The following is a 24,344-nucleotide window of genomic DNA, read 5'->3' on the forward strand; positions in this document are numbered from 1 at the left end:
GTACGGCCGGGCCGAGGGTCCCGACCGCACCGGCGCCGCGGCCCGCAGTCGTTTCCGGGGCGATGCCGCGGACTCACTCCTCCCCGGCGCCCGCGCGTCCGCGCCGGCCGGCAGCTCGCCGGTCTTCACATCGGCCCTGATCCGGCGCTCGAACTCCGCGATGTTCGCGTTCCGCCGGTCACGGAGGTCCTGTTCCACCTCTGCCGTCGAGCAGTTGGCAGCGGCGCTGATCACGAGGCAGCCGCGCGGATGGGCCGGCTCCGTGAGCGCGGCGGCGGACTCGTGGAGCAGCCGCGCGATCCCGGCGGCCCCCCGTCGACCGGTGACTCCGGGCCCGCATGCGATCCCCGCGTCACCGGTCGAACATGAGATGAGGGGGAACTCCTGGCGGGAGAGGGGCACTCTGCTAGATTGGTCTATACCACATGTTTGCACTCTCCAGATCGGCAGGCCCAGCGTGGAAGTTGTCATCGTCCCGGACGCCAAGGCAGGCGGCGAGGTCATCGCGGAGGCCATGGCCGAACTGCTGCGCCGCAAGCCCGACGCCCTGCTCGGTGTCGCCACCGGGTCGACCCCGCTGCCCGTCTACGAGGCGCTGGCCGCCAAGGTGGGCGCACGGGCCGTCGACGCCGCGCGGGCCCGGATCTGCCAGCTCGACGAGTACGTGGGGCTGCCGGCCGGGCATCCCGAGTCGTACCGCTCGGTGGTGCTGCGCGAGGTCGTGGAACCGCTCGGGCTGACCGAGACCTCCTTCATGGGACCCGACGGATCGGCCGAGGACATCCCGGCGGCCTGCACGGCGTACGACAGGGCGCTCGCCGAGGCCGGCGGGGTCGACCTCCAGCTCCTGGGCATCGGCACCGACGGGCACATAGGTTTCAACGAGCCCTGCTCCTCGCTCGCCTCCCGCACCCGGATCAAGACGCTCACCGAGCAGACCCGGGTCGACAACGCCCGGTTCTTCGACGGTGACATCGACCAGGTGCCGCACCACGTCATCACCCAGGGCATCGGGACGATCCTGGAGGCCCGCCATGTGGTGCTGCTGGCCACCGGGGAGGGCAAGGCCGAGGCCGTGGCGCAGACCGTGGAGGGTCCCGTGGCAGCCGTCGTGCCCGCCTCCGCGCTCCAGCTGCACCCGCACGCGACGGTCGTCGTGGACGAGGCGGCCGCGTCCAGGCTGAAGCTGGCCGACTACTTCCGCGCGACGTTCGCCTCGAAGCCGGAGTGGCAGGGCCTGTAGCGCAGCGGCACAGCGAAGAACGGCGAAGGGCCGGGCACCCGCGGGGTGCCCGGCCCACTCGTTCCGCTCCGCCTCGGTGCTACCGACCGGTGGCGCCCGTGATGAACTCGGCCGCCGCCCGGCCGCAGACCCGGGCGGCGCCGTGCGTCGCCAGATACAGAGCGCCGCGCGGCTCCGCCCGCGGGACCCCCATCTCGACCACGACCGTGCCGGGGCGGGCCGCGAGCAGCGCGTCCAGCGCGGCCGTCATCCACGGGTGGCGGTGGGCGTCACGGACGACCGCGACGATCGTGCGCTCCCCCGCGGCCGAGAGCACGTCGGCCGGTGCGCTGTCCGCCCCGTATGTGCCGGTCCCGGTGCCGGGCAGCAGTGCGGCCAGCTCGGCTGCGATGCCCCACGGGGTCTCGTCGCCGACGGCGATGTTCGCCCCCGGGGCGAAGACGGCTACGTACGGGGCGGTGGTCAGCGGCCGGTGGTCCGACGGGGTGGCCCGCAGCGCCCTGCGGGCAGCGACGAGCCCGATATCGGTACCGGGCGCGGTCCCCTCCTGCGACGCCGCGCCCGGCTCCGATGCCCCCCTGGCCCGGCGGGTCCACCCCGCGAGCGCGTGTACGCGCCCGGCGGCGTCCGCCAGCCGTTCCTCGGGCAGTTCGCCCGCCCGTACCGCCGCCACCAGCGCGTCGCGCAGCCGCAGTACGGTGCCCTCGTCCGAGAGGCCGCCGCCCACACAGATGGCGTCGGCGCCCGCCGCGATGGCGAGGACGGTGCCGCGTTCGATGCCGTACGCCGATGCGATGGCGCGCATCTCGATACCGTCGGTGACGATCAGCCCCTCGTAACCGAGTTCGCGGCGCAGCAGCCCGGTGAGGATCTGCGGGCTCAGCGTCGCCGGGCGCTCGCGATCGAGTGCGGGAAGCAGGATATGCGCACTCATGACCGACTTGGAACCCGCCGCGATGGCGGCTCTGAAGGGGACGAGTTCGCGGGCGTGCAGCGTCGCCAGGTCCACGTCGATCCGGGGCATCGCGTGGTGCGAGTCGACGGCGGTGTCGCCGTGGCCGGGGAAGTGTTTGGTGCAGACCGCGACTCCGGCGGCCTGCATTCCCTCGACGTACGCGGCGGTGTGCCGGGCGACCAGTGCGGTGTCGGCGCCGAAGGACCGTACGCCGATGACCGGGTTGTCCGGATTGGAGTTGACGTCGGCGGACGGGGCCCAGTTGTGGTTGACCCCGCACTCGGCGAGGCGCCGGCCCAGCTCGCGGGCGACGGCCCGGGTCAGCTCCGGGTCGTCGACCGCCCCGAGCGCGAGATTGCCGGGGAAGGAGGACCCGGTGCGCACTTCGAGGCGGGTGACGTCGCCGCCCTCCTCGTCGATCGCGACGAGGACGTCGTCCCGCTCGGCCCGCAGCCGGGCGGTGAGCGCGGCGACCTGGGAGGCGCTGGTGACGTTGCGGCCGAACAGGGCGACGGACGCGAGCCCTTCGCCGATCCTGCGCAGCAGCCAGTCGGGGGCCGTGGTGCCGGCGAAGCCGGGCTGGAGGACGGCGAGGGCATCGCGGGTGAGCTTGTCCGTGCCCGTGGTGATGGTGGTCATGGAGCGCCGTTATCCCTTCACTGCACCGGAGGTGAGACCGCTGACCGCCTTGCGCTGCAAGTAGACGAAGAGGATCAGGATCGGGATGGCGAAGAGCGAGGAGGCCGCCATGGTCGCGCCCCAGTCGTCGCCGAACGCCGTCTGGAACTGGGAGAGCCACAGCGGGAGCGTCTGCGACCCGATGTCCTTGTTGAGGATGAGCACCAGCGGGAACTCGTTCCACGCGGTGATGAAGCCGAAGAGCGAGGTGGCCATCAGCCCGGGGCCGAGCAGCGGGAGGATCACCTTCACGAACGCCTGGGGCCGGGTACAGCCGTCGACCATGGCGGATTCCTCCAGCTCCTTGGGCACCGCGGCCACATAGCCCCGCAGCGTCAGGATCGTGAAGGGCAGCACCATCATCATGTAGAAAACCGTCAGCGGGACCAGGCTGTCCAGCATGTCGGCGTCGCGGACCAGCATGTAGACCGCGATGACCATGACCTCCCAGGGGGCCATCTGCGCGATCATGAACGTCAGGAGCACCCCGCGCTTGCCCTTGAAGCGCATCCGCGCCATGGCGAACGACGCGAGAAGCGCGATCACCAGTGACGAGAGCACCGAAATGACGGTGACCAGCACGGAGTTGCGCACCAGCGTCCAGAAGTGGTCCGCGCTGACGACCTTGCTGAAGTGCGAGAAGGTGAAGTCCGTCGGGAACCACACGGGGGTGTCGGTGATGATGTCGCCGGTCGGCTTGAAGGCCGTGCTGAACATCCAGTAGACGGGGAAGGCGAAGCCCAGGAAGAGGATGATCGCCGTTGCGTTGGGCCAGAACCGGCCGAACAGTGAGCGCCTCACAGCTCGTCCTCCTCTTGCTTCAGTACGGTGCGAAGGTAGTAGCCGGTCAGCACGAGCAGCACGATGATCGTCAGGAACGAGATCGCCGCGCCCATGCCGAAGTGCTGGTTGCCGACGCCCTCGACGAAGGCGTACACGGGCAGGGTCTCGGTGAGCCGGTCCGGGCCGCCGCCGTTGATCGCGAAGAGCTGGGCGAAGGACTTGAAGACCCAGATGACTTCGAGGAACGTCGTGGCCAGCAGGAACGGCTTGAGGAAGGGGAACGTCACCGAGGTGAAGCTCTTCCAGCTCCCGGCGCCGTCGAGCGACGCGGCCTCGTACAGCTCCTTGGGGATGGTCGTCGAGGCGGCATAGAGGTTGATCGCCACGAAGGGGACCGACTGCCAGACGATCAGCAGTGTCACCACCGAGAAGGTGGAGAACTGGCTGCCGGTCCAGTTGTAGTCGGCCATCGAGTGCCAGCCGAGGCTGTCGAGTACGTAGTTCACGACACCGAAGCGCTGGGCGAACAGCCACTGGTAGACGGTGGTGGCGGCGATGACCGGCATGGCCCAGGCGAGCACCAGGCCGAGCATGAGGAGCAGCCGCATCTTCTTGCCGAGGCGGGCGAGCAGCAGGCCGGTGAGCGTGCCGAGGAGCATGATCAGCACGACGTTAGCCGCGGTGAAGAAGACCGACCGCTCGACGACCTTCCAGAAGTCCGAGCCGCCCAGGACGTCCTGGTAGTTGGAGAAGCCGTTCCACTCGGTCAGGTGGAGGATCAGCTGGCGCGGGTTGAGGTTCTGGAACGACAGCATGCCGTTCTTGACCAGCGGGTACCCCAGCAGCACCACGGTGGCGAGCAGTGCGGGCAGCAGGAGCAGATAGGGCCCCGCGCTCCCGGCTCTCCTCCGGGTCGCCGCCGCCGGGCCGCCGGGGGGCACGTCTTCCTTGCGGGGGCCGGCCTTGGGGACCGAGTCCGCTTGTTCGGTCTGCACTGACATGCTCGCCATCTCTTCTTGAGCCGTACGGTCGAGATCCATGCGGGGACGCCGGGGGGCGGTGGCCCGCCCCCCGGCGCCTGCGGTCAGCTCTTCTGCGCCAGGCGCTTGTTGATCTCACCCTCGACGGCGGCCGCGGCGGCGGCCGGCGACTTCCCGGAGAGGACCGAGGTCATGTAGCTCTTGATCGGGTTGGGCTCGTTCTCGACGGAGGCCCACTCGGGGATGAGCGGGGTCGTGCCGCCCGACACAGCCGCGGCGGGTGCGGCGGCCTCGCCAGCGGCGTTGCCCTTGAGGTTGGAGTCGAGCGACGCCTTGTTCGGGACGACGCCGCTCTCCTTGGCGAGCGCGCCCTCGAACTTGTCGCCGAGCGCCATCTTCAGGAACTCCTTGGCCAGGTCCTGCTTCTTGCTGGCCGCGGCCACCGCGAAGTTCGAACCGCCGAGGAAGACGCCCTCGGGCTTGGCGGCCGTCTCACCGGGGATGGTGAAGTAGCCGATGTCCTTCGCGATCTTCTTGTTGGCCGCGACGGCGGTGGCGGCCTCCCAGCCCATGCCGACGAAGGCGCCGACGTTGCCCTTGGCGAAGACCTCGGCCTGCTGCGGGGTGGCCTCGTCCTTGTCCTTGGGCGCCTTGGAGTACGACTGGTACTTCTTGTAGAGCTCCATGGCGGCGGTGACCTTGGGGTCGCCGAGGTTGGAGACGTACTTGTCGCCGTCCTTCTTGACGAGGTCCGCGCCCTGGCCGATGGTGAGGCCGTCGAAGAAGTACCAGTTCTGGCCGGGCAGGTAGATCGGCTCGGCCTGGCCCTTCTTCTTGATCGCGTCGAGGTCCTTGAAGAACTCGGCGCGGGTCTTCGGGGTGCCGGTGATGCCGGCGTCCGCCCAGACCTTCTTGTTGTAGATGACGACGCGGTCGGCGAAGTACCAGGGCGCGGCGTACGACTTGCCCTGGTAGACCGAGGACTTGCTGAGCGACGGCGTCCAGTCGGCGCCGATCTCGCTCTTCAGGTCGCTGAGGTCGGCGAGGCCGCCGGTCGCCGCGTACGCCGGGGTCTGCGTGTTGCCGACCTCGATGACGTCCGGCGGGGTCGACTCGGAGAGAGCGGTGGTGATCTTCTGCTGGATCCCGTCCCACTTCTGCGTCTCGAACTTGACCGTGGCGCCGGTCTTCTTCTTGAAGGCGGCCTTGAGGTCCTTCGTCCAGCCGGGAGGCGTGGACCCGTCCATCGCCCAGACGGTCAGGGTCTGCCCCTTGTAGCCGTCGGCCCCCGCCTTCTTGCTGTCCTTGCTGTCGTCCGAGCCACAGGCCGCGACGCTTGCCAGCATTGCCGCCACACCGATCGCCGCGATGAGTCCGCGCTTCACGACACCCTCCTCAGGGATGCAAAATCTTCCCCCCACCACCCGAGAACGCCGTTTCTGCCACAACAAGTGCGACCGGTACTGCCCGTGGGGCTGGGACCTGGTCTTTAATGGTTTAGACCAGTACCGGGAGCTTGGCCTAGACCTATTGGGGTGTCAAGGGTGTATAAGAAAGGCTGTCGTGTCCGTTATCGGACCGACACCTGAGGGAGGGCGACGACCCGTGACCGGACCGTGCCACCATGTGAGCCGCGACAGACGGAGGAGCCGGTGACGGCAGCAGCGCAGCACTCGGGAAGGCAGGCCATGAGCACCAGCGGGGGGACCACCGGGCCGGAAAGCGCGGCACCCGGACGCACCGCGCGGGTGCCCAAGTACTACCGGCTCAAGCGTCACTTGCTCGACATGACGGAGACGCTGCCGCCGGGCACCCCGGTGCCGCCGGAGCGGACCCTGGCAGCCGAGTTCGACACCTCACGCACCACCGTGCGCCAGGCGCTCCAGGAACTGGTCGTGGAGGGCCGGCTGGAACGCATCCAGGGCAAGGGCACCTTCGTGGCCAAGCCCAAGGTCTCGCAGGCCCTGCAGCTCACCTCGTACACCGAGGACATGCGGGCGCAGGGCCTCGAACCCACCTCCCAGCTGCTGGACATCGGCTACGTCACCGCGGACGACACCCTCGCGGGGCTGCTCGACATCACGGCCGGCGGGCGCGTGCTGCGTATCGAGCGGCTGCGGCTGGCGAGCGGTGAGCCGATGGCCATCGAGACGACGCACCTGTCGGCCAAGCGCTTCCCCGCGCTGCGCCGCTCACTCGTGAAGTACACCTCGCTGTACACCGCACTGTCCGAGGTGTACGACGTCCGGCTGGCCGAGGCCGAGGAGACGATCGAGACCTCACTGGCCACCCCGCGGGAGGCCGGGCTGCTCGGTACGGACGTGGGGCTGCCGATGCTGATGCTCTCGCGCCACTCGATCGACGAGCGGGGCGAGCCGGTGGAGTGGGTGCGCTCGGTCTACCGCGGCGACCGCTACAAGTTCGTGGCACGGCTGCGGCGGCCGACGGACTGAGGCCGGGGGTCCGGGGGTCGCCCCCCGGGCAAGCACAGCGTGGCACGGCTGCGGCGGCCGACGGACTGAGGCCGGGGGTCCGGGGGTCGCCCCCCGGGCAAGCACAGCGTGGCACGGCTGCGGCGGCCGACGGACTGAGGCCGGGGTCCGGGCGGCGGACCGCCGCCCGCCGGGACGACCTGCGTCAACACCCCGCAGAAGGGGCACTCTTCACCGAAATCCCCCAGGATGACCGGCGTTGCCGTTCCGGTATGCGGATAGGGGTTCCGCCGAATGAGCATCCTCGCCTAGATTTCTGGCGCGTTGTACCAGGTGCTCAGTGAGGGGACGGACCGCACCATGCCCGAGAAAAGACCGGTGATCACGCCGGTGCGCGTGATCATCGCGGTATGCCTGATCGCACCCTTTGTCGCCATGCTCTGGGTGAGTTCGTACGCGAAGGTGGACCCGGCCTTCATCGGTATCCCGTTCTTCTACTGGTACCAGATGCTCTGGGTGCTCATCTCGACGGCGCTCACGATGACCGCGTACAAGCTGTGGCAGCGTGACCAGCGCGCCCGCAAGGGGGGTGCGTCCGCATGAAGGACGGAGTGAACGGAGTCGCTCTCGGCGTCTTCATCTTCTTCTTCGTGGCCGTCACGGTCGTCGGCTTCATGGCCGCCCGCTGGCGCCGCGCCGACAACGCGGCCACCCTCGACGAATGGGGCCTGGGCGGGCGCTCGTTCGGCACCTGGGTCACCTGGTTCCTGCTCGGCGGCGACCTCTACACGGCGTACACCTTCGTCGCCGTCCCCGCGGCCATCTACGCGGCGGGCGCGGCCGGGTTCTTCGCCGTGCCGTACACGATCCTGGTCTACCCGCTGATCTTCACCTTCCTGCCGCGGCTCTGGTCGGTCTCGCACAAGCACGGGTACGTCACCACGTCGGACTTCGTCCGGGGGCGGTTCGGCTCGAAGGGACTCTCGCTGGCCGTCGCGGTCACCGGCATCCTCGCCACGATGCCGTACATCGCCCTCCAGCTGGTCGGCATCCAGGCGGTGCTCGACGTCATGGGCGTCGGCGGCGAGGGCAGCAACTGGTTCGTCAAGGACCTCCCGCTGCTGATCGCCTTCGCGGTGCTCGCCGCGTACACGTACTCCTCGGGGCTGCGGGCCCCCGCGCTGATCGCCTTCGTCAAGGACGGGCTGATCTACATCGTCATCCTGGTGGCGATCATCTACATCCCGGTCAAGCTCGGCGGCTTCGACGACATCTTCGCCAAGGCCGGCCACGCGTTCTCGCAGACCAGCCCGGCGACGGGCAAGCCGCGCGGAGCGCTCGCGCCGGGCGCCGCCGGCCAGTGGGGCTACGCGACGCTGGCGCTCGGATCGGCGCTCGCGCTGTTCATGTACCCGCACTCGATCACGGCGACGCTCTCCTCGCGCAGCCGCAACGTGATCCGCCGCAACACCGCGATCCTGCCGCTCTACTCGCTGATGCTGGGGCTGCTCGCGCTGCTCGGCTTCATGGCGATCGCCGCGGGCATCAAGGTGAAGAACGGCCAGCTGGCGATCCCGCAGCTGTTCGAGAACATGTTCCCCGACTGGTTCGCGGGCGTGGCCTTCGCCGCCATCGGCATCGGCGCGCTGGTACCGGCCGCGATCATGTCCATCGCGGCGGCGAACCTGTTCACCCGCAACATCTACAAGGACTTCATCAAACCGGGCGCGACACCCGCCCAGGAGGCCAAGGTCTCCAAGCTGGTCTCGCTCGTGGTGAAGGTCGGCGCACTCCTCTTCGTGCTCGCCATGGACCCGACGGTGGCGATCAACTTCCAGCTCCTCGGCGGCATCTGGATCCTCCAGACGATGCCGGCGCTGGTCGGCGGGCTCTTCACCCGGTGGTTCCACCGCTGGGCACTGCTCGCGGGCTGGGCGGTCGGCATGGTGTACGGCACACTCGCCGCGTACGGCGTGGCGAGCCCGACGCAGGCGCACTTCGGCGGCTCCTCCAAGGAGATCCCGGGCATCGGCCAGATCGGCTACATCGGTCTGACCGCGTTCGTGCTGAACGTCGTCGTGACGCTGGTGCTCACCGTCGTGCTCAACGCGGTGAAGGCGCCCGCCGGAATCGACGAGACCTCCCCGGAGGACTACACGGCCGACGCCGGTGACGAGGGCGTCGAGGTGGAGCTCCCGTCGGCCACGGCAGGCGCCCCCGCCGGCCACTGAGCCCACCCGCTCCACCAGGGCCGCCGCGTCTCCGTTCCCGGGAGACGCGGCGGCCCTCGCCGTGCGCGCGGTCCTGTGACGTCGTCTCGCGGCCCGCCCCGGCCACCCCGCCCGCACGGGCCGGGGCCCGCGCGATCTGCTCCCGGCCGGGCTTCGCAGGGACGCCTGAGAGGGCCTGGGAGCCACTCCCGGGGCGGCGTACGCCGACGTACGGGCTGCCCCTCCGGCGATCCATTTCGCCCGCACGACACAACATATGGGGGGTGCTTTCCGACGGGCACCCCACATGTATGCTCATGCTCGCTGTCGCCGCAGGGGAATCCGGTGCGAATCCGGAACTGTCCCGCAACGGTGTGATCAGTGCGCTTTCGCGCACCGTGGAGTCCGAGGACCTGCCGACGGCGCATCCGGCTCGACCGAACCGGATGGGAAACGTCCGGGCCTCGCGGTTGGGCCTGCGGATGCTGTGCGGTGTGCTGCTCTGCTGTGCCCGTACGCACCCGTGCCCCCGCCGGCCCCAGCCGAGCGAGGGAGAGCGCACCGTGACCATCGCGCCCACCGCACCTGTCTCCGAGCAGGTGGCGGATGCCCCGGGAACCGTACTGCTGCGGACCCTGACCGACCTCACCGCCGATCTCACCGACACCGACCCGGGCCGGGTCGCCGCTGCCGCCCTGCGCGGACGCAACGCCGCGTCGGACGAGGCCGAGCTGCGGGAGCTGGCCACCGAGGCGGCCGCGGGTCTCATCTCCGAGGACCCCGCGTACTCGCGGCTGGCCGCCAGGCTGCTCACCCGCACCATCGCGGACGAGGCGGCGGGACAGGGCGCGGTGTCGTTCTCCTCGTCGGTCGCCGTCGGACACCGCGAGGGCCTGATCGCCGACCGCACGGCCGCGTTCGTGAAGCTCCACTCGGCCCGGCTCGACGCGACCATCGACACCGAAGCCGACGACCGCTTCGGATACTTCGGGCTGCGCACCCTCTACAGCCGCTACCTGCTGCGCCACCCGATCACCCGCCAGGTGATCGAGACCCCCCAGCACTTCATGCTCCGGGTCGCCTGCGGCCTGGCCGCCGACGAATCGGCCGGCGCCCTGGCGGAGGTCGGCTCGCTGTACGGGCTGATGAGCCGCCTCGACTATCTGCCCTCGTCCCCCACTCTCTTCAACTCGGGCACCCGGCACCCGCAGATGTCCTCCTGCTATCTGCTGGACTCGCCGCTCGACCAGCTGGACTCGATCTACGGGCGCTACCACGAGGTGGCGCGCCTGTCGAAGCACGCGGGCGGCATCGGTCTCTCGTACTCCCGCATCCGCTCCCGCGGTTCGCTGATCCGCGGCACCAACGGGCACTCCAACGGCATCGTCCCCTTCCTCAAGACCCTCGACGCCTCGGTCGCGGCGGTGAACCAGGGCGGCCGGCGCAAGGGCGCCGCAGCCGTCTACCTGGAGACCTGGCACTCGGACATCGAGGAGTTCCTGGAGCTGCGCGACAACACCGGTGAGGACGCCCGGCGTACGCACAACCTCAACCTGGCCCACTGGGTGCCCGACGAGTTCATGCGCCGGGTCGACACGGACGGCACCTGGTCGCTGTTCTCGCCCGCCGATGTACCGGAGCTGACCGATCTGTGGGGCGACGCCTTCGACGCCGCGTACCGCAAGGCGGAGGCCGACGGGCTGGCCAGGAAGACCATCCCGGCGCGGGAGCTGTACGGGCGGATGATGCGCACCCTCGCACAGACCGGCCAGGGCTGGATGACCTTCAAGGACGCGTCGAACCGTACGGCCAACCAGACCGCCGAGCCCGGCTCCGTCGTCCACTCGTCGAACCTGTGCACCGAGATCCTGGAGGTGACGGACGACGGCGAGACCGCCGTCTGCAACCTGGGCTCGGTCAACGTCGGCGCGTTCGTCTCCGGCGGCTCGCTCGACTGGGAGCGCCTCGACGCGACCGTCCGCACCGCGGTCACCTTCCTCGACCGGGTCGTGGACATCAACTTCTACCCGACCGAGCAGGCGGGCCGCTCCAACGCCAAGTGGCGCCCGGTGGGCCTGGGCCTGATGGGGCTCCAGGACGTCTTCTTCCAGCTGCGGCTGCCCTTCGACTCCCCGCAGGCGAAGGCGCTCTCCACGCGGATCTCCGAGCGGATCATGCTCGCCGCGTACGAGGCGTCCTGCGACCTCGCCGAGAGGAGCGGACCGCTCCCCGCCTGGGAGAAGACCCGTGCGGCGCGTGGTGTGCTGCACCCCGACCACTACGCGACCGAGCTCACCTGGCCGGAGCGCTGGGACGCGCTGCGCGCCCGGATCGCGAAGACCGGGATGCGCAACTCGCTGCTCCTCGCCATCGCTCCGACCGCCACCATCGCCTCGATCGCCGGGGTGTACGAGTGCATCGAGCCGCAGGTCTCCAACCTCTTCAAGCGCGAGACGCTCTCCGGTGAATTCCTCCAGGTCAACGCGTACTTGGTGAACGAGCTGAAGGAACTGGGCGTCTGGGACGCGCAGTCCCGCGAGGCGCTGCGCGAGGCCAGCGGGTCGGTGCAGGGCTTCAGCTGGATCCCCGAGGAGGTCCGGGCGCTGTACCGCACGGCGTGGGAGATCCCGCAGCGCGGTCTGATCGACATGGCCGCGGCCCGTACCCCGTACATCGACCAGAGCCAGTCGCTGAACCTCTTCCTGGAGACGCCCACCATCGGGAAGCTCTCCTCGATGTACGCGTACGCGTGGAAGCAGGGCATCAAGACCACGTACTACCTGCGCTCGCGTCCGGCGACGCGCATCGCGCGGGCGGCGCGCTCCGCCACCGTCCCCGCCCAGCAGGCACCGGCCGCCGCCGACGCGGACGCCATCGCCTGCTCCCTTGAGAACCCCGAGTCCTGCGAGGCCTGCCAGTAATGAGTGACGAACCCCAGAAGACCGCGAAGAACCTGCTCGACCCGGGCTTCGAACTGACCCTGCGTCCGATGCGCTACCCGGACTTCTACGAGCGCTACCGCGACGCGATCAAGAACACCTGGACGGTCGAGGAGGTCGACCTCCACTCGGACGTGACCGACCTGGGCAAGCTCTCGCCGGGTGAGCAGCACATGATCGGCCGGCTGGTCGCGTTCTTCGCGACGGGCGACTCGATCGTTTCCAACAACCTGGTGCTGACGCTCTACAAGCACATCAACTCCCCCGAGGCGCGGCTGTACCTCTCGCGCCAGCTGTTCGAGGAGGCCGTGCACGTCCAGTTCTATCTGACGCTGCTCGACACCTATCTCCCCGACCCGGAGGACCGTGCGGCGGCCTTCGACGCGGTCGAGGAGATCCCCTCCATCCGTGAGAAGGCGCAGTTCTGCTTCCGGTGGATGGACTCGGTCGAGAAGATCGACCAGCTGGAGACGCAGGCGGACCGCCGCCGCTTCCTGCTGAACCTGATCTGCTTCGCCGCGTGCATCGAGGGGCTGTTCTTCTACGGGGCCTTCGCGTACGTGTACTGGTTCCGCTCGCGGGGGCTGTTGCACGGTCTCGCGACCGGCACCAACTGGGTGTTCCGCGACGAGACCATGCACATGAACTTCGCGTTCGAGGTGGTCGACACGGTCCGCAAGGAGGAGCCCGAGCTCTTCGACGACGCGCTGCGCCAGCAGGTCACCGACATGATGCGCGAAGCGGTCGAGGCTGAGCTGCAGTTCGGCCGGGACCTGTGCGGCGACGGGCTGCCGGGGATGAACACCGAGTCGATGCGCGAGTACCTCCAGTGCGTGGCCGACCAGCGGCTGACCCGGCTGGGCTTCGCCCCGGTGTACGGCTCGGAGAACCCGTTCTCCTTCATGGAGCTGCAGGGTGTGCAGGAGCTGACGAACTTCTTCGAACGGCGCCCTTCGGCGTACCAGGTCGCGGTCGAGGGTTCGGTCTCCTTCGACGACGACTTCTGATCCGTTCGGGGACGGCAGGAGTCAGGGAAAGCAGGGGAACGACCACGGCTGCGGGGCTGTCCCGGGATACGTCCCGGGACAGCCCCGCGGTCTTCGGTCGGCGATCGGCGAACTCCGCACCCGAACGCCCTGGGTGAGCAAGGGGGCCGTCCACCATCACTTCCCCGACAAGCGGTCGATCTTCGACGAGGTCTTCCGCGAGAGTCAGCGGGCCGTGATGGCGCAGGTCGCGGAGGCCGCATCGGCCGAAGGGGCGTCTCCGTGGGCGCTCGCGGAGTCCTCGGCCCGGGCCTTCCTGCGCAGCTTCGAGACCGACGCGGACAAGAGGCCCCTGCTGCGGCAGTCGGCCGGGGTCCTCGGCGCCGAACGCTGCCGCAGGATCGACGAAGAGCTGGCGCTGCCGCAGATGCGCTTCCTGCTGGAACTGCTGGACGAGCGCGGTGAACCGCAGCCCGCCGACCTGGACGCCGCGGCAACCGTGATCTTCCGCATGCTCTGCGAGGCAGCGACATCGGTGGCCTTCGCCCGTGCCCCCGGGAAGGCGGCTCGCGAGGCCGGGCAGGTCGTCATCCACCTGCTCTCGGGGCTGCGCAGGCCTGCGGGGTCATGAAAACGGTCCTGTGACCGCGGCCGTCGGCGGCCGGGGTCACAGGACCGGATGACTCTTCAGCTGTTGCCGGCAGCGGAACTAGCGCAGTTTCACCGCGTCACCGGCGGAAGTGATCGCCATGGTCGTGTGCGTACCGGAGAAGTTCCAGCGCCAGGTGCCCGACGCGGTCGCCGTGACCGTGGTGCTCAGGGTGCCCGTGGAGCTGGTCTGCACCGTCTTGACCGTCGAGTAGCCCGCCGCACCCGTCTTCTTGAACTGAAGCCTCACGTTCTGCTTCGAGTAACCGTGGTACTTGAGGTCGTTCCAGTTGGCCCGTGCGAGCTTGCCCCTGACGGTGAGCTTGGCCCCCTTGGCGACGGGCTCGGGGGTGGCGTCGGTGGTGAGCGTCGACGCGCGCTTGAAGTCGAAGTGCGCGAGGCTGTCGTGGATCCAGTAGTCACCGTCCTTCGCCTGGACGGTGGCGTTGACCTGCCAGGTGCCGGCGAGTTCGTTGGGGTCGATGTCCACGGACGACTTGAACGAGCCAGGACGCACCTGGAAGGTCTCGGTGCAGACCGATGTCGTGCTGTTCGACTTGTGACAGCTGTTCCCGGTCCAGTCCCCGACGCCGTAGCCGTTCTTCGAGTTGAAGATGCTGACCCGGCTGAGGCCCTTCACCCCTGAGTTGTCCTTGACCGTGAAGGTGACCGGAAACGTCTTGACGTCATGCACCCCCACAATGACGTTGCCCCCGTTGTTCACCACGGTCTTCGTGACCCTGATGTCCCCCTTGCCCTCGGCGTGAGCCGCCGGAGCCCCCAGTACCACCAGAGCCGCGACACCGGATGCCGCGGCCAACAGCGCAGTTCTGCGCATGTCCCCTCCTTGATACTTCAACTGACGAAGCACAGAGTAAGGCCGGCCGGTCAGCCGCGCGGGCCGAGGCGGCGGCCGGTGCACCGCCCGTGCGCGGCCCGCCGCCCTCCCGGACGCGGGCTGACACCTCTCCGTACGGACGGCCAGCCGTCCGACGTCACACGTCAGCTTTGTCCAAGAGCACGCACCTCTCGTCCATGGACATGTCATCCGGTCCCCGTGAAGGTCGGGGCACCAGCCCTACGGAAGGACGTGGACGATCATGCGGATGGCAAGCCGACATTCCGCGGCCGTGGCCCTGGCGGCAGTTGCCGCGCTGTGTGCGGCGGTGCTGCCGGTGCGGAGCGCGGCGGCCGGGGAGACAGCCGGCGGCGCACCGCCCGAGGTGCTGCCCGCGCTGAGTGAATGGCACGGTGAGGCGGGCCGGTTCACGCTGACCGGGCGCGCCCGCATCGTGCTGCGGGGCACGGACCACCGTACGGACACCGACGCCGGACGCTTCGCCGGCGAGCTGACAGGACACCACCGGGTCACCCACGGCGCGGCCCGGGACGGCGATGTCGTACTGGCCCGACAGCCTTCCCTCCAGGACCGGCTGGGCAAGGAGGGCTACCGCATCTCGGTGGGCGACCGGGTGACCGTGACCGCGGCCACCTCCACCGGTGTCTTCTACGGCACTCGCACCGTGCTCCAGCTCCTGAACGACGACAGCCGGGCGGCCCGCGGCTCCGCCACCGACATCCCCGCGTACCGCGAGCGCGGTGTCGGCGTGTGCGCCTGCTACATCCACGTCTCCGTCCCGTGGTTCGAGCGGCTCATGAAGGACATGGCGTCCCAGAAGCTCAACCAGCTCTGGATCGAGGCCAAGGTCAGGAGCGACGTCGACCCGGAGACCGCCTTCTGGGGCTACTACACCAAGACGGAGGTCCGGCAGCTGGCCGCGCTGGCGGCGAAGTACCACATCGAGCTGGTCCCCGAGATCAACTCCCCAGGCCACATGGACCCGTATCTGAAGAACCACCCCGAGCTCCAGCTCAAGGACAAGAACGGGGTGCCGTCACCGACCCGGCTGGACATCTCCGGGCCGGCGGCGCTGACCTACTACACCTCGCTGGTCGACGAGGCGCTGAAGGCCTGGGGCGCCAAGCAGTGGCACATGGGCGCGGACGAGTACATGATCGGCTCCGCGTACCCCGACTACCCGCAGCTGCGGGCCGAGGCGGTGAAGCGGTTCGGCGCCGGAGCGACCCCGGACGATCTCTTCACCGACTTCATCAACCGGGTCAACTCCCATGTGAAGGCCGCCGGACACCCGCTGCGCATCTGGAACGACGGGCTGACCGGCAAGAACTCGGCCGTCCCGCTCGACCGTGACGTCACCGTCGAGCACTGGACCAGCGGCGGCACCATGGAGACGCCGTCCCAGCTCATCGCCGAGGGCCGTCCCGTGATGAACTCCGCGTACTCGCTCTATCTCGTACGCGGCGGCTACACGACGCAGACCCAGCGGCTGTACGACAGCGACTGGTCCCCGCTGGAGTTCGAAGGCCAGACCCTGGCGTCGAAGCCCGCCAATCTGACGGGCGCGAAGATCTCCCTCTGGCCGGACAGCGCGGCGGCCGAGACCGAGAACGAGGTCGAGGCCAAGACCTTCATGCCGCTGCGGTTCATCGCGCAGGCGACCTGGGGCGGGCCGAAGCCGAGCCCGACGTACGCCGGTTTCGAGGCGCTCGCGAAGAAGATCGGGCACGCCCCGGGCTGGTCGGACACCGACCGTACGCCGGTCGCCGACGGCACCTACAAGCTGACGGCCGAGGACCACAAGACCCTTGCCCCGGCGGCCGGTTCTGACGTGGTGTTCGGAACGGACCCGTCCGCGGCCTGGACGCTGAAGGCCACCGACGACGGCTACTACACCCTGACGTCGGCCACCGGCCAGTGCCTGGAGGACAACCGGGGCGAGCTGCACACCGGGGCTCCGCTCGATGTGGGCTCGGAGCTCTCGGTGAACACCTGCTCGGCGGACTCACGCACCCAGCGCTGGCAGCTGGAGCGCTCGGCCGGCGGCCTGCTGATCCGCAACGCCGTCTCCCAGCTCGCCGTCGGCGAACGGGCTCCGGACGGCGCCGCGGTCCAGTCGCTGCGCGGTCAGACGTTCGGAACGGTCTCGTAGCGCGGCGTGCCCTCTTCCATCTGCCGGAGCGCGTCCTTGCGGTCGCGCTTCGACAGGCGGTCGATGTACAGGTAGCCGTGCAGGTGGTCCGTCTCGTGCTGGAGGCAGCGGGCGAAGTAGCCGGTGCCGCGCAGCTTCACCGGGTTGCCCTCGGCGTCCTGGCCGGTGACCTCGGCGTAGTCGGGGCGGGCCAGCTCGGCGTACGCGGTCGGGACGGAGAGGCAGCCCTCGTTGGACTCGTCGAGGTGGCGGCGCTCGGCCGGGGTCTCGGTGAGTACCGGGTTGCAGACGGCTCCGACGTGGCGCTGCCCGTCGTCGTCGAGGCAGTCGTAGACGAAGACCTTGAGGTCGACACCGATCTGGTTCGCGGCCAGGCCCACGCCCTCGGCGGCCTTCTGGCTGGCGAACATGTCGTCGATCAGCTGGGCGAGCTCGGCGTCGAACGACGTGACGTCCTTGCACTCCCGGTGGAGGACGGGGTTGCCCACGACGGTGATGGGACGGGCGGTGCCACGGGCGCGGTGGGCCTCCTCGCGCTCCTCGCAGTCCTCGGTGTCCACGACGAAACCGTCATTGACCTGCTGGTCCGTCTGCTGCTGCGACATGTCCGCCGTACGCCTTCCTCAAAAACCCGGATCGATCCCGTACAGCCTAACGGGCCGTCCAGCAATAGGGAGCGGGCTCAGCAGACCTCTTCGAGGTCCCGCCACTCGCGGCTGTCCGGACTGTCCGCGACCCAGCCGTCGAGCAGTCCGCGCACCAGTCCCGCCGGGGCGGCTATGCCGCACTCGCGCTCGGCGACCCAGAGGCCGCCGGCCGTGCGGTGGCCGAGCGGGCCGGGGTGGCCGGGCTCACTGTGGTCGTGCGGGTCGGGGCGCTGCTCCCCGTCGCCCTCGTCGCTCTCCATCTCCGACTCGGAGCAGGCGCGGCAGAGCAGCCGGACGGAGGACGACCAGTCCTCGGCGGCGAAGCCCGCGTCGGCGGCCAGCTGTTCCAGGGCGTCCCGGTCCTCCTCGGTCGCCGCTTCGAGCAGCACCACCCAGGTCGGCACCGGCGAGGGCGCCCACAGCTCGATCTCGTCGAACACGGGGTAGGAGGGGCCCGCTGCGGTGACGCGCTCGCCGTGCGGGACGCCGTCGTGCAGGACGACCTCGCCCCAGCGCCTGCCGGAGGACGGCAGCGGGATGGAGAGCACCTCGATCCGGGCGGGGTCGAGCCTGCGGCCCCAGACCACCTCGGCCTCCCCTTCCGGGGAGAGCCGCACGGCGGCCGAGCCGAGGTCCATACCGAGCGGCTCGCCGCTGGCCGCGGGCTCGCCCGGGACCCGCAGCCCGTACGCCTGCCAGGCCCGGCGGGCCAGCGGCCAGTCCTGCAGCGCGGTGGCCGCGATCCCGACGTTCCACCAGTCCGGGGCGCCCGCCTCGCGGTCCAGCAGCGCCACGGCGCGCAGCCCCGCGGTCCGTGCCCGGTCCCAGTCGTGCCGGAACTTGTGCAGCAGGGCCAGATTGAACCAGGACTCGGAGAGCCACGGTTCCAGATCGGCCGCGCGGGTGAGGAGCGCTCCCGCGTCCTCGTACCGACCGTCGCCGATCAGCGTGAACGCGCGGTCCGTGGCCTGCCGCCAGGATGCGGAGGGCCGATGCCGTACCTTCCCGAAGATCCTCACGATTCCCGCCTGCCGGTCGCTGAAAGGACTCTGCTTCCGGGCTCCGATTCCCCCGGACACCCTCTCTTCGCATCCAACCATGCCCAGTCGGAGCGGCGCTCATTACCCATCGGTTACCCGCTCCGGGGCCCGGATTCCGCTCCCGGGACACCGTCAGGCGACACCGCCCCGGGAGAGCACACGGGCGAGGGATTCCACGACTTCCGGCTGGTAGTCGTGGCCGGTGCCCAGGCGCAGCCGCTCCAGCACACCCAGCGGACCGCCCGCACCTCTCACTTCTTCATTTTCCCCGGCCAGGTCCTCGTACGCATTGACGGCCCGCACAATCCGGGCGGTGAGCGGCTGCTCGCGGTACGGATCCGCCTGCCGCTCCACGATCACGGCGACCCGGGAGTCGACCCCGGTCTGGCGGACCACGGCGCCGCCGAGCAGCGCGATCCTGCGCTGTTCGCCCGGTGGCAGCGGTGCGGTGGCGCCGCCCGGGACCGGGTCGACGAGGGAGAGCTGGCCGATGTCGTGCATCAGGGCCGCGTACTCCAGGACGGTCAGCGCCGGTTCGGAGAGCCCCAGCTCCCGGCCGACGGCGCGGCTGAGCTCGGCGACCCTGCGGGCGTGGCCGTGCGGGGTGTATCCGGCGATCTCGGTGGCGCGGGCGAGCGAGGTGATGGTCTGGCGGTAGGTCGTGCGGACCAGGGCTTGGCGGCGGAGCGAGAGCTGGGTGAGCAGGAGCGGCACGGAGACGACGGGCAGCGCCCACAGCCCCGCCACCGCGACGCCCAGCGCCATCACCACACCGGTGGCGCAGACGGCCGAGCCGATGCCCGCGAGTGCGCGCAGTTCACCGCCGAGCAGCGGCCCGATGGGGACTCCCCTGTCCGGGCGGGGCCGAGGGCCCGGGGAGGGGCAGCGGGTGCGGGCGTGTGCCAGCGCGGCGGCCAGGACGGCGTCGCAGAGGGCGGTGAGGCCGAGCAGAAGGATCAGCACGACGGCGTACGAGGGGCCGCGGACCACCCAGGCCGCTGTCCGCCCCGCGCCGCACAGGGGCTGGAAGCAGGTGGCGGCGAAGGCGACCGTGAGCACCCGGCGGGCCATGTGGTCCGCGGTGGGGCCGCGGCCGCGCGCGACGTGCGGTGCGGTGCCCGCGAGCGCGCCGGCCACGACGACGGCGACGACCTGGGGCACACCGTGCACGGTGGGGTGGCCGGCGTTCTGGCCGAGCAGGGCGTAGGCGAGGGCACCGGCCGCGCCGAGCGGGGCGGGTTCGCGCTCGCTGCCGGGGCCGGTACGGCGGGTGAGCTCGCCCGCCGCGACGAGTATCCCGAAGGCGAGCGCGGTGGCCGCGTCGCCGACGCCGTGCCAGAGGGTCCAGCCGAGACCGGCCGCGGCGACCAGGGCGGCGGCGCCGTGGACGAGGCGCACGGCGCAGGGCGTGCGGGCGCTCACGCGGGGTGCTCCAGGTCGGCGGGCGGGCCGGGCGCCGCGGCCCGGGCGCGGGCGGGCGGGACGGCGCCGTGCGGGTGGGCGTCCGGTTCGTCGGCGGTGACGGCGGGGTGCCAGCCGTGCCGGGCGAGCGCCCGTACGAACGCCTCGACCATCAGCGGGTCGAACTGCGTCCCCGCACAGCGCAGCAGCTCCCGCAGGGCCGCGTCGACGGGTCTGGCCCGGCGGTAGGAGCGGGTGGACGTCATGGCGTCGAAGGCGTCGGCGATGGCGACGACCCGGGCGAACTCGGGGATCTGCTGCCCGGAGAGCCCGTACGGGTAGCCGGAGCCGTCGAGCCGCTCGTGGTGGTGGAGGATGGCGGCCCTGGCCTCGCCGAGGAAGCCGATGCCACGGACCATCTCGTGCCCGTACTCGGGGTGCAGCTCGATGACGCGGCGCTCGTCGGGCGTCAGCGGCCCGTCCTTCCTGAGCAGTCTGGTGGGCACCCCGAGCTTCCCCACGTCGTGCAGGATCCCGGCGAAGCGGAGCGCCTCCAGGCGGTCACCGGCCATCCCCAGCTCCCCGGCGATCATCGCCGACGCCCGGCCGACGCGTTCGCTGTGGCCGCGGGTGTACTGGTCCTTGATGTCGACGGCCTGGACCAGCGCCCGGATCGTGGCCCGGTGGGCGGCGCGCTCGCGGTGGTACTGCGCGAAGACCCAGCTGGAGATGTACATGGGCAGCAGCACGACGAGGGCGGCGGGCGGTCCGAAGGGGCTGCGCCACAGGACCGCCATCATGAGCCCGGCAAGACCGTGCACGGTGTGCGGGGCGAGTGAGCGCACCAGCGCGTCGCGCACGGTGCGGGCGGGCAGGCGCTCGGCGGCGGCCCGGACGGCGCCGTCCAGTGCGGTCAGCGCCAGGCAGAGGCCCAGGGCGGCCGCGAGGGCCGGCAGCAGGGCGTACGGGAAGTCCGGGGGCCTGCGCACCCCGCCGAAGAGCGCCGGGACCTCGGCGGCGGCCCGCACGGCGAGCACGAGCTGCGCGGCGTGCCAGACCCGCCGGACGCCGTACGGAGGGTGCTCGGCGGCGCCGAGCAGCGCCCCGGGCACGGCGGTCAGCGCGGCGGCCGCGGGTGGCAGGAGCAGGGCGGCGGCGAGGAGCACCGCGAAGAACGACCCCGTCCCCGGCGATCTGCGGGCGAGCAGCTCGCACCCGGCGTACACCGCGGCGAGCAGGGCCACGGCCGCCCAGGGCGTCGCGGGGTCGGTGAGGGCGGGCAGCACACAGCCGACGGCGCACAGGACCGCGCACAGGACGCAGGCACGCGCCGTCGGCGGCAGTGCCCGCATGGCGGCCTCCTCGTCCGGGCCCGCACGGCTCCGGCGTCCGTACAGGGTGGGGACAATAGGCGCGGGCGGGGTTCCGGGGGGCCGCATCGGCGGATCAGCAGCCCATCGGGTGACGGTCCGGGGCGAAAACCGGGACATGGCACACAGCGGGACCACGGCGTGCGCGCCGTGGTCCCGCTGTGACGTGGTCCCGCTGTGTTCCGTGCTGGGGGCCGGGTGCCCGGCCCCCAGGGGGCGGTTACTCCTGAGCGGCCGCCGACCGGTCGGTGACGGTGATGTCCTGGTCGGGCACCGCCTGTCCCGAGCGGATCAGGTCGATGCGTCCCATGACCTTGGACCGGAGGTCCGCCGGTACGTCGTCACTGCCGCAGCAGCGCTTCACCAGCTTCTTCACGGCCTGCTCCAGGCCGTACTTCTCCAGGCACGGGGAGCACTCCTCGAAGTGCACCTCGAACTTGGTGCAGTCGTTGTCCGGCATCTCGTGGTCGAGGAACTCGTAGAGATGGTCCAGGACCTCGGAGCAGTCCGTTTCGTGCGGCTCTCCGCAGCTCATGAGCCCGAACCTTTCGCTTCGTTCGACTCTCCGGCGCCCGCCGGGACCAGCCCGCGGTCGCGTGCGTAGTCCTCCAGCATGCCGCGCAGCTGACGGCGGCCCCGGTGCAGCCGGGACATGACCGTCCCGATGGGTGTCCCCATGATGTCTGCGATCTCCTTGTACGCAAAGCCCTCGACATCGGCGAGATACACCGCGATGCGGAACTCTTCGGGGATCGCCTGCAGTGCGGACTTCACGTCCGAGTCGGGCAGGTGGTCGAGCGCCTGCGACTCGGCGGAGCGCAGACCGGTGGACATGTGCGACTCGGCGCGGGCGAGCTGCCAGTCCTCGATCTCCTCGGCGGCACTGCGCTGAGGCTCACGCTGCTTCTTGCGGTACGAGTTGATGAACGTGTTCGTGAGGATGCGGTACATCCACGCCTTGAGGTTGGTCCCCTCGCGGAACTGGTGGAACGAGCCGTACGCCTTCGCGTAGGTCTCCTGCACCAGGTCCTCGGCATCGGCCGGATTGCGCGTCATGCGCAGCGCGGCCGAGTACATCTGGTCGAGGTAGCCGAGGGCATCCCGCTCGAAGCGCGCATTGCGCTCCGCGGCCGTCTCTTCCGCATGGCCGTCTTCGGTCCCTGTGTCGGTCCCAGTGACCGGACCCACCTCCTCCAACGCCGTGGCGGATCCGAATGCGGACCCACTCGAATCGGAGGATAGACGACGATCCGGTCCGCCCGCCGCCCGGGAAGAAGCGCTCCGGTCCGCCGAAAGCACCGTCCACTCCAGGTCAGCGGCGTGCGGGCGGCGCGGGCAGATGGTCGAACCCATGCGACGGACTCCCTCTCCACGAACAAGCTTCTGTGTGCCGGTGTCGAGCACCGACGTTCCCCACAACAGCGCTCCGCGACTCGGCATTCCCGGACTCAGCATTCCCGCAGCCGCACGGCCCACCCGCCCACGGCGTCCGTGATGATCTTCAGTGCCTGCTCCTGGCCGGTCGGCGCCCGCTTCGGCACGGCGAAGCCGTGGTCGGCGTCCGCCACCTCCACCAGCTCGAAGTCCCCCGCAGTGAACGCGGCTGCGTCCGGGAATTCGGCCGGCCTGCCGAACGGGTCCTTCACGCCCTGTACGACCAGAGTGCTGACCCCGGCAGCGGTCAGCTCCCTCTGCCGGGACTTCTCCGGCTTCCCCGGCGGGTGCAGCGGAAAGCTCAGCGCCAGGACCCCGCGGGCACCCAGCTCCCCGGCGGTCCGGCAGGCCACCCGCGCCCCGGCGCTCCGCCCGCCCGCGACCACCGGCAGTCCGGGGCGGCGCAGTGCGGGCCAGACCGCGCGCCACCCGGTGTCCAGGGTCTTCGGCGCGGGCGCGACCTTCCGGCCGGCCACCCGCCAGGGCTGTTCCACGAGCGCGACACCCACCCCGAGCGGCGGCAGCGCGGCGGCCAGCGCCTGGAGGTCGCGCGCCTCGATGCCGCCGCCGGCGCCATGGCCCAGCGCGATCACGAGATGCGGGCGGGCAGCGGGATGCCAGGTGATGCGGGCTTCACCGGCGGGGGTGTCGACACTCTCCACGATCATGCTCTGAGTCACATCAGAAGAGTGTGCCCTCCTCGGGGCCCTCCAGTGCGGTCAGCAGCTCCGGGCCGTTGTTGCGAACATTGCTGACCGCCGTGGACACCGGGTACGCCCGTACGAGTCCGGCGGGCGGCGGATCGAGCAGCGGGGCCAGCCGCGCCGGGTCCGTGTGGGCCGGGTCCAGCCAGTCGTCCCAGCGGTCCGGGGTCAGCACCAGCGGCATCCGGGGATGTATCGCGGCCAGCGACCGCGGGCCGTCCTCCTCCCCCTCGTCCTGTCCGGCTCCCGCTCCCGCTCCCGCTCCCAAAGCCTGTCCGGCGAGCGGGGTGGTCTCCGCCTCGGTCGTGACGATCGTGCAGGTCGCCCACCACGCGTGCGGGTGGTCGGCGGGCAGCGTCGGGTCCCGCCAGAACTCGTACAGACCGGCGAAGGCCATCACCGACCCGTCGGCGGGCGTCACGAAGTAGGGCTGCTTGCGTGCCCGCTTCTTCTTGCCCTCCACTTCGAGCCGCCGCTCGTCCGGCTCGGTCATCCACTCGTAGTAGCCGTCGGCGGGGACGATGCAGCGGCGCGCGGCGAAGGCCCGCCGGAACGACGGCTTCTCCTGGACCGTCTCGGCCCGTGCGTTGATCATCCGGGCGGCGCCCTCGGGCGACTTCGACCAGGAGGGCACGAGTCCCCACCTCAGATTCCGCAGCTGCCGAACCGGACGGCGTGATGCCGCGTCTTTCAGTGGACGCTCCAGTACGACCTGGACCGTCTTCGTCGGTGCCACATTCCAGTCGGGGACCACCGTCTCCGACCGGGACGGGGCATCCCCCTTCTCCACCCCGAAGATCCCTGCGAGATCCTCGGGTCCACGACTCGCCGCAAACCGTCCGCACATATTTGCCAGACTGCCACGACCGCCATCTGCTGAGGA

At 70.5% G+C, this 24,344-nt stretch carries 21 protein-coding genes and 1 riboswitch; of the genes, 8 read left to right on the forward strand and 13 right to left on the reverse strand.

Translation table 11 applies throughout. The features are described from left to right. Positions 1–457: 457 nt before the first annotated feature. Positions 458–1,243, forward strand: coding sequence for a glucosamine-6-phosphate deaminase (gene nagB / locus OG285_RS10155; RefSeq protein ID WP_356827220.1), 786 nt, complete (start codon positions 458–460; stop codon positions 1,241–1,243). A gap of 79 nt (positions 1,244–1,322) precedes the next feature. On the opposite strand, the gene OG285_RS10160 is transcribed toward nagB, so the two are convergent. The 4 genes from OG285_RS10160 to OG285_RS10175 form a co-directional block, all read right to left on the reverse strand. Continuing rightward, a complete protein-coding gene (locus tag OG285_RS10160) occupies positions 1,323–2,837 on the reverse strand; it encodes a glycoside hydrolase family 3 protein (RefSeq protein WP_371790799.1) in 1,515 nt (504 codons plus the stop codon). Between the two features lie 9 nt (positions 2,838–2,846). Further along, the gene (locus tag OG285_RS10165; protein WP_356827222.1) at positions 2,847–3,677 is read right to left on the reverse strand and encodes a carbohydrate ABC transporter permease; all 831 of its coding nucleotides are present in this window, start codon (positions 3,675–3,677) and stop codon (positions 2,847–2,849) included. Next, positions 3,674–4,660, reverse strand: coding sequence for a sugar ABC transporter permease (locus tag OG285_RS10170; RefSeq protein WP_356827223.1), 987 nt, complete (start codon positions 4,658–4,660; stop codon positions 3,674–3,676). Before OG285_RS10170 ends, OG285_RS10165 begins: the two co-directional genes overlap by 4 nt. An 83-nt stretch (positions 4,661–4,743) precedes the next feature. Then, positions 4,744–6,024: an extracellular solute-binding protein gene (locus OG285_RS10175; RefSeq protein WP_356827224.1), complete on the reverse strand. Its 1,281-nt coding sequence runs from the start codon at positions 6,022–6,024 to the stop codon at positions 4,744–4,746. Between the two features lie 303 nt (positions 6,025–6,327). Here OG285_RS10175 and OG285_RS10180 point away from each other — a divergent pair, with 303 nt between their 5' ends. The 6 genes from OG285_RS10180 (at position 6,328) to OG285_RS10205 (ending at position 13,837) form a co-directional block, all read left to right on the forward strand. Next, positions 6,328–7,092 carry a GntR family transcriptional regulator gene (locus OG285_RS10180; protein ID WP_356827225.1) on the forward strand — a complete coding sequence of 255 codons (765 nt, stop codon included), beginning with the start codon at positions 6,328–6,330 and terminating at the stop codon, positions 7,090–7,092. Between the two features lie 339 nt (positions 7,093–7,431). Next, positions 7,432–7,674 carry a DUF3311 domain-containing protein gene (locus OG285_RS10185; protein ID WP_328331285.1) on the forward strand — a complete coding sequence of 81 codons (243 nt, stop codon included), beginning with the start codon at positions 7,432–7,434 and terminating at the stop codon, positions 7,672–7,674. Continuing rightward, positions 7,671–9,302, forward strand: a complete 1,632-nt coding sequence (mctP, locus tag OG285_RS10190; RefSeq protein ID WP_371790800.1) for a monocarboxylate uptake permease MctP — start codon at positions 7,671–7,673, stop codon at positions 9,300–9,302. The genes OG285_RS10185 and mctP overlap by 4 nt, the downstream gene beginning before the upstream one ends. A gap of 283 nt (positions 9,303–9,585) precedes the next feature. Next, a riboswitch (cobalamin riboswitch) is annotated at positions 9,586–9,717 on the forward strand. A gap of 127 nt (positions 9,718–9,844) precedes the next feature. Next, complete coding sequence (locus OG285_RS10195) at positions 9,845–12,202, forward strand: ribonucleoside-diphosphate reductase subunit alpha (protein ID WP_356827227.1); 2,358 nt, start codon at positions 9,845–9,847, stop codon at positions 12,200–12,202. Beyond that, positions 12,202–13,227 carry a ribonucleotide-diphosphate reductase subunit beta gene (locus OG285_RS10200; protein WP_356827228.1) on the forward strand — a complete coding sequence of 342 codons (1,026 nt, stop codon included), beginning with the start codon at positions 12,202–12,204 and terminating at the stop codon, positions 13,225–13,227. The genes OG285_RS10195 and OG285_RS10200 overlap by 1 nt, the downstream gene beginning before the upstream one ends. 133 nt (positions 13,228–13,360) lie before the next feature. Next, positions 13,361–13,837: a TetR/AcrR family transcriptional regulator gene (locus OG285_RS10205; RefSeq protein ID WP_371790801.1), complete on the forward strand. Its 477-nt coding sequence runs from the start codon at positions 13,361–13,363 to the stop codon at positions 13,835–13,837. A gap of 78 nt (positions 13,838–13,915) precedes the next feature. Here OG285_RS10205 and OG285_RS10210 read toward each other — a convergent pair whose 3' ends face one another. After that, complete coding sequence (locus OG285_RS10210) at positions 13,916–14,692, reverse strand: hypothetical protein (protein ID WP_371790802.1); 777 nt, start codon at positions 14,690–14,692, stop codon at positions 13,916–13,918. A 268-nt stretch (positions 14,693–14,960) separates the two neighbouring features. Here OG285_RS10210 and OG285_RS10215 point away from each other — a divergent pair, with 268 nt between their 5' ends. Then, a complete protein-coding gene (locus tag OG285_RS10215; protein ID WP_371790803.1) occupies positions 14,961–16,865 on the forward strand; it encodes a family 20 glycosylhydrolase in 1,905 nt (634 codons plus the stop codon). Here the strand turns inward: OG285_RS10215 and def are convergent. From def to OG285_RS10255, 8 genes are all read right to left on the reverse strand, one after another. Then, on the reverse strand, positions 16,841–17,470 hold the full coding sequence (gene def, locus OG285_RS10220) for a peptide deformylase (protein ID WP_356827232.1): 630 nt from the start codon (positions 17,468–17,470) through the stop codon (positions 16,841–16,843). The two genes, OG285_RS10215 and def, sit on opposite strands and share 25 nt — an antisense overlap. 77 nt (positions 17,471–17,547) lie before the next feature. Beyond that, positions 17,548–18,531 (reverse strand): hypothetical protein, encoded by a 984-nt coding sequence (locus OG285_RS10225; protein ID WP_356827233.1) that lies wholly within the window; start codon positions 18,529–18,531, stop codon positions 17,548–17,550. Positions 18,532–18,684: 153 nt separating this feature from the next. Then, a complete protein-coding gene (locus OG285_RS10230) occupies positions 18,685–19,974 on the reverse strand; it encodes an HD-GYP domain-containing protein (protein WP_371790804.1) in 1,290 nt (429 codons plus the stop codon). Continuing rightward, positions 19,971–21,305 carry an HD-GYP domain-containing protein gene (locus OG285_RS10235; RefSeq protein WP_356827235.1) on the reverse strand — a complete coding sequence of 445 codons (1,335 nt, stop codon included), beginning with the start codon at positions 21,303–21,305 and terminating at the stop codon, positions 19,971–19,973. The genes OG285_RS10230 and OG285_RS10235 overlap by 4 nt, the downstream gene beginning before the upstream one ends. Before the next feature lie 238 nt (positions 21,306–21,543). After that, positions 21,544–21,858 carry a mycothiol system anti-sigma-R factor gene (gene rsrA / locus OG285_RS10240; RefSeq protein ID WP_266853255.1) on the reverse strand — a complete coding sequence of 105 codons (315 nt, stop codon included), beginning with the start codon at positions 21,856–21,858 and terminating at the stop codon, positions 21,544–21,546. Beyond that, positions 21,855–22,511, reverse strand: a complete 657-nt coding sequence (locus tag OG285_RS10245; RefSeq protein ID WP_250297961.1) for a sigma-70 family RNA polymerase sigma factor — start codon at positions 22,509–22,511, stop codon at positions 21,855–21,857. The genes rsrA and OG285_RS10245 overlap by 4 nt, the downstream gene beginning before the upstream one ends. A gap of 260 nt (positions 22,512–22,771) precedes the next feature. After that, entirely contained in the window at positions 22,772–23,425 is a 654-nt protein-coding gene (locus tag OG285_RS10250; RefSeq protein WP_356827419.1) for an alpha/beta family hydrolase, read from the reverse strand. Between the two features lie 13 nt (positions 23,426–23,438). Next, the gene (locus OG285_RS10255) at positions 23,439–24,308 is read right to left on the reverse strand and encodes an SOS response-associated peptidase (RefSeq protein ID WP_371790805.1); all 870 of its coding nucleotides are present in this window, start codon (positions 24,306–24,308) and stop codon (positions 23,439–23,441) included. Between the last annotated feature and the right edge of the window lie 36 nt (positions 24,309–24,344).

The organism is Streptomyces sp. NBC_01471 (assembly GCF_041438865.1).
Taxonomy (GTDB): domain Bacteria; phylum Actinomycetota; class Actinomycetes; order Streptomycetales; family Streptomycetaceae; genus Streptomyces.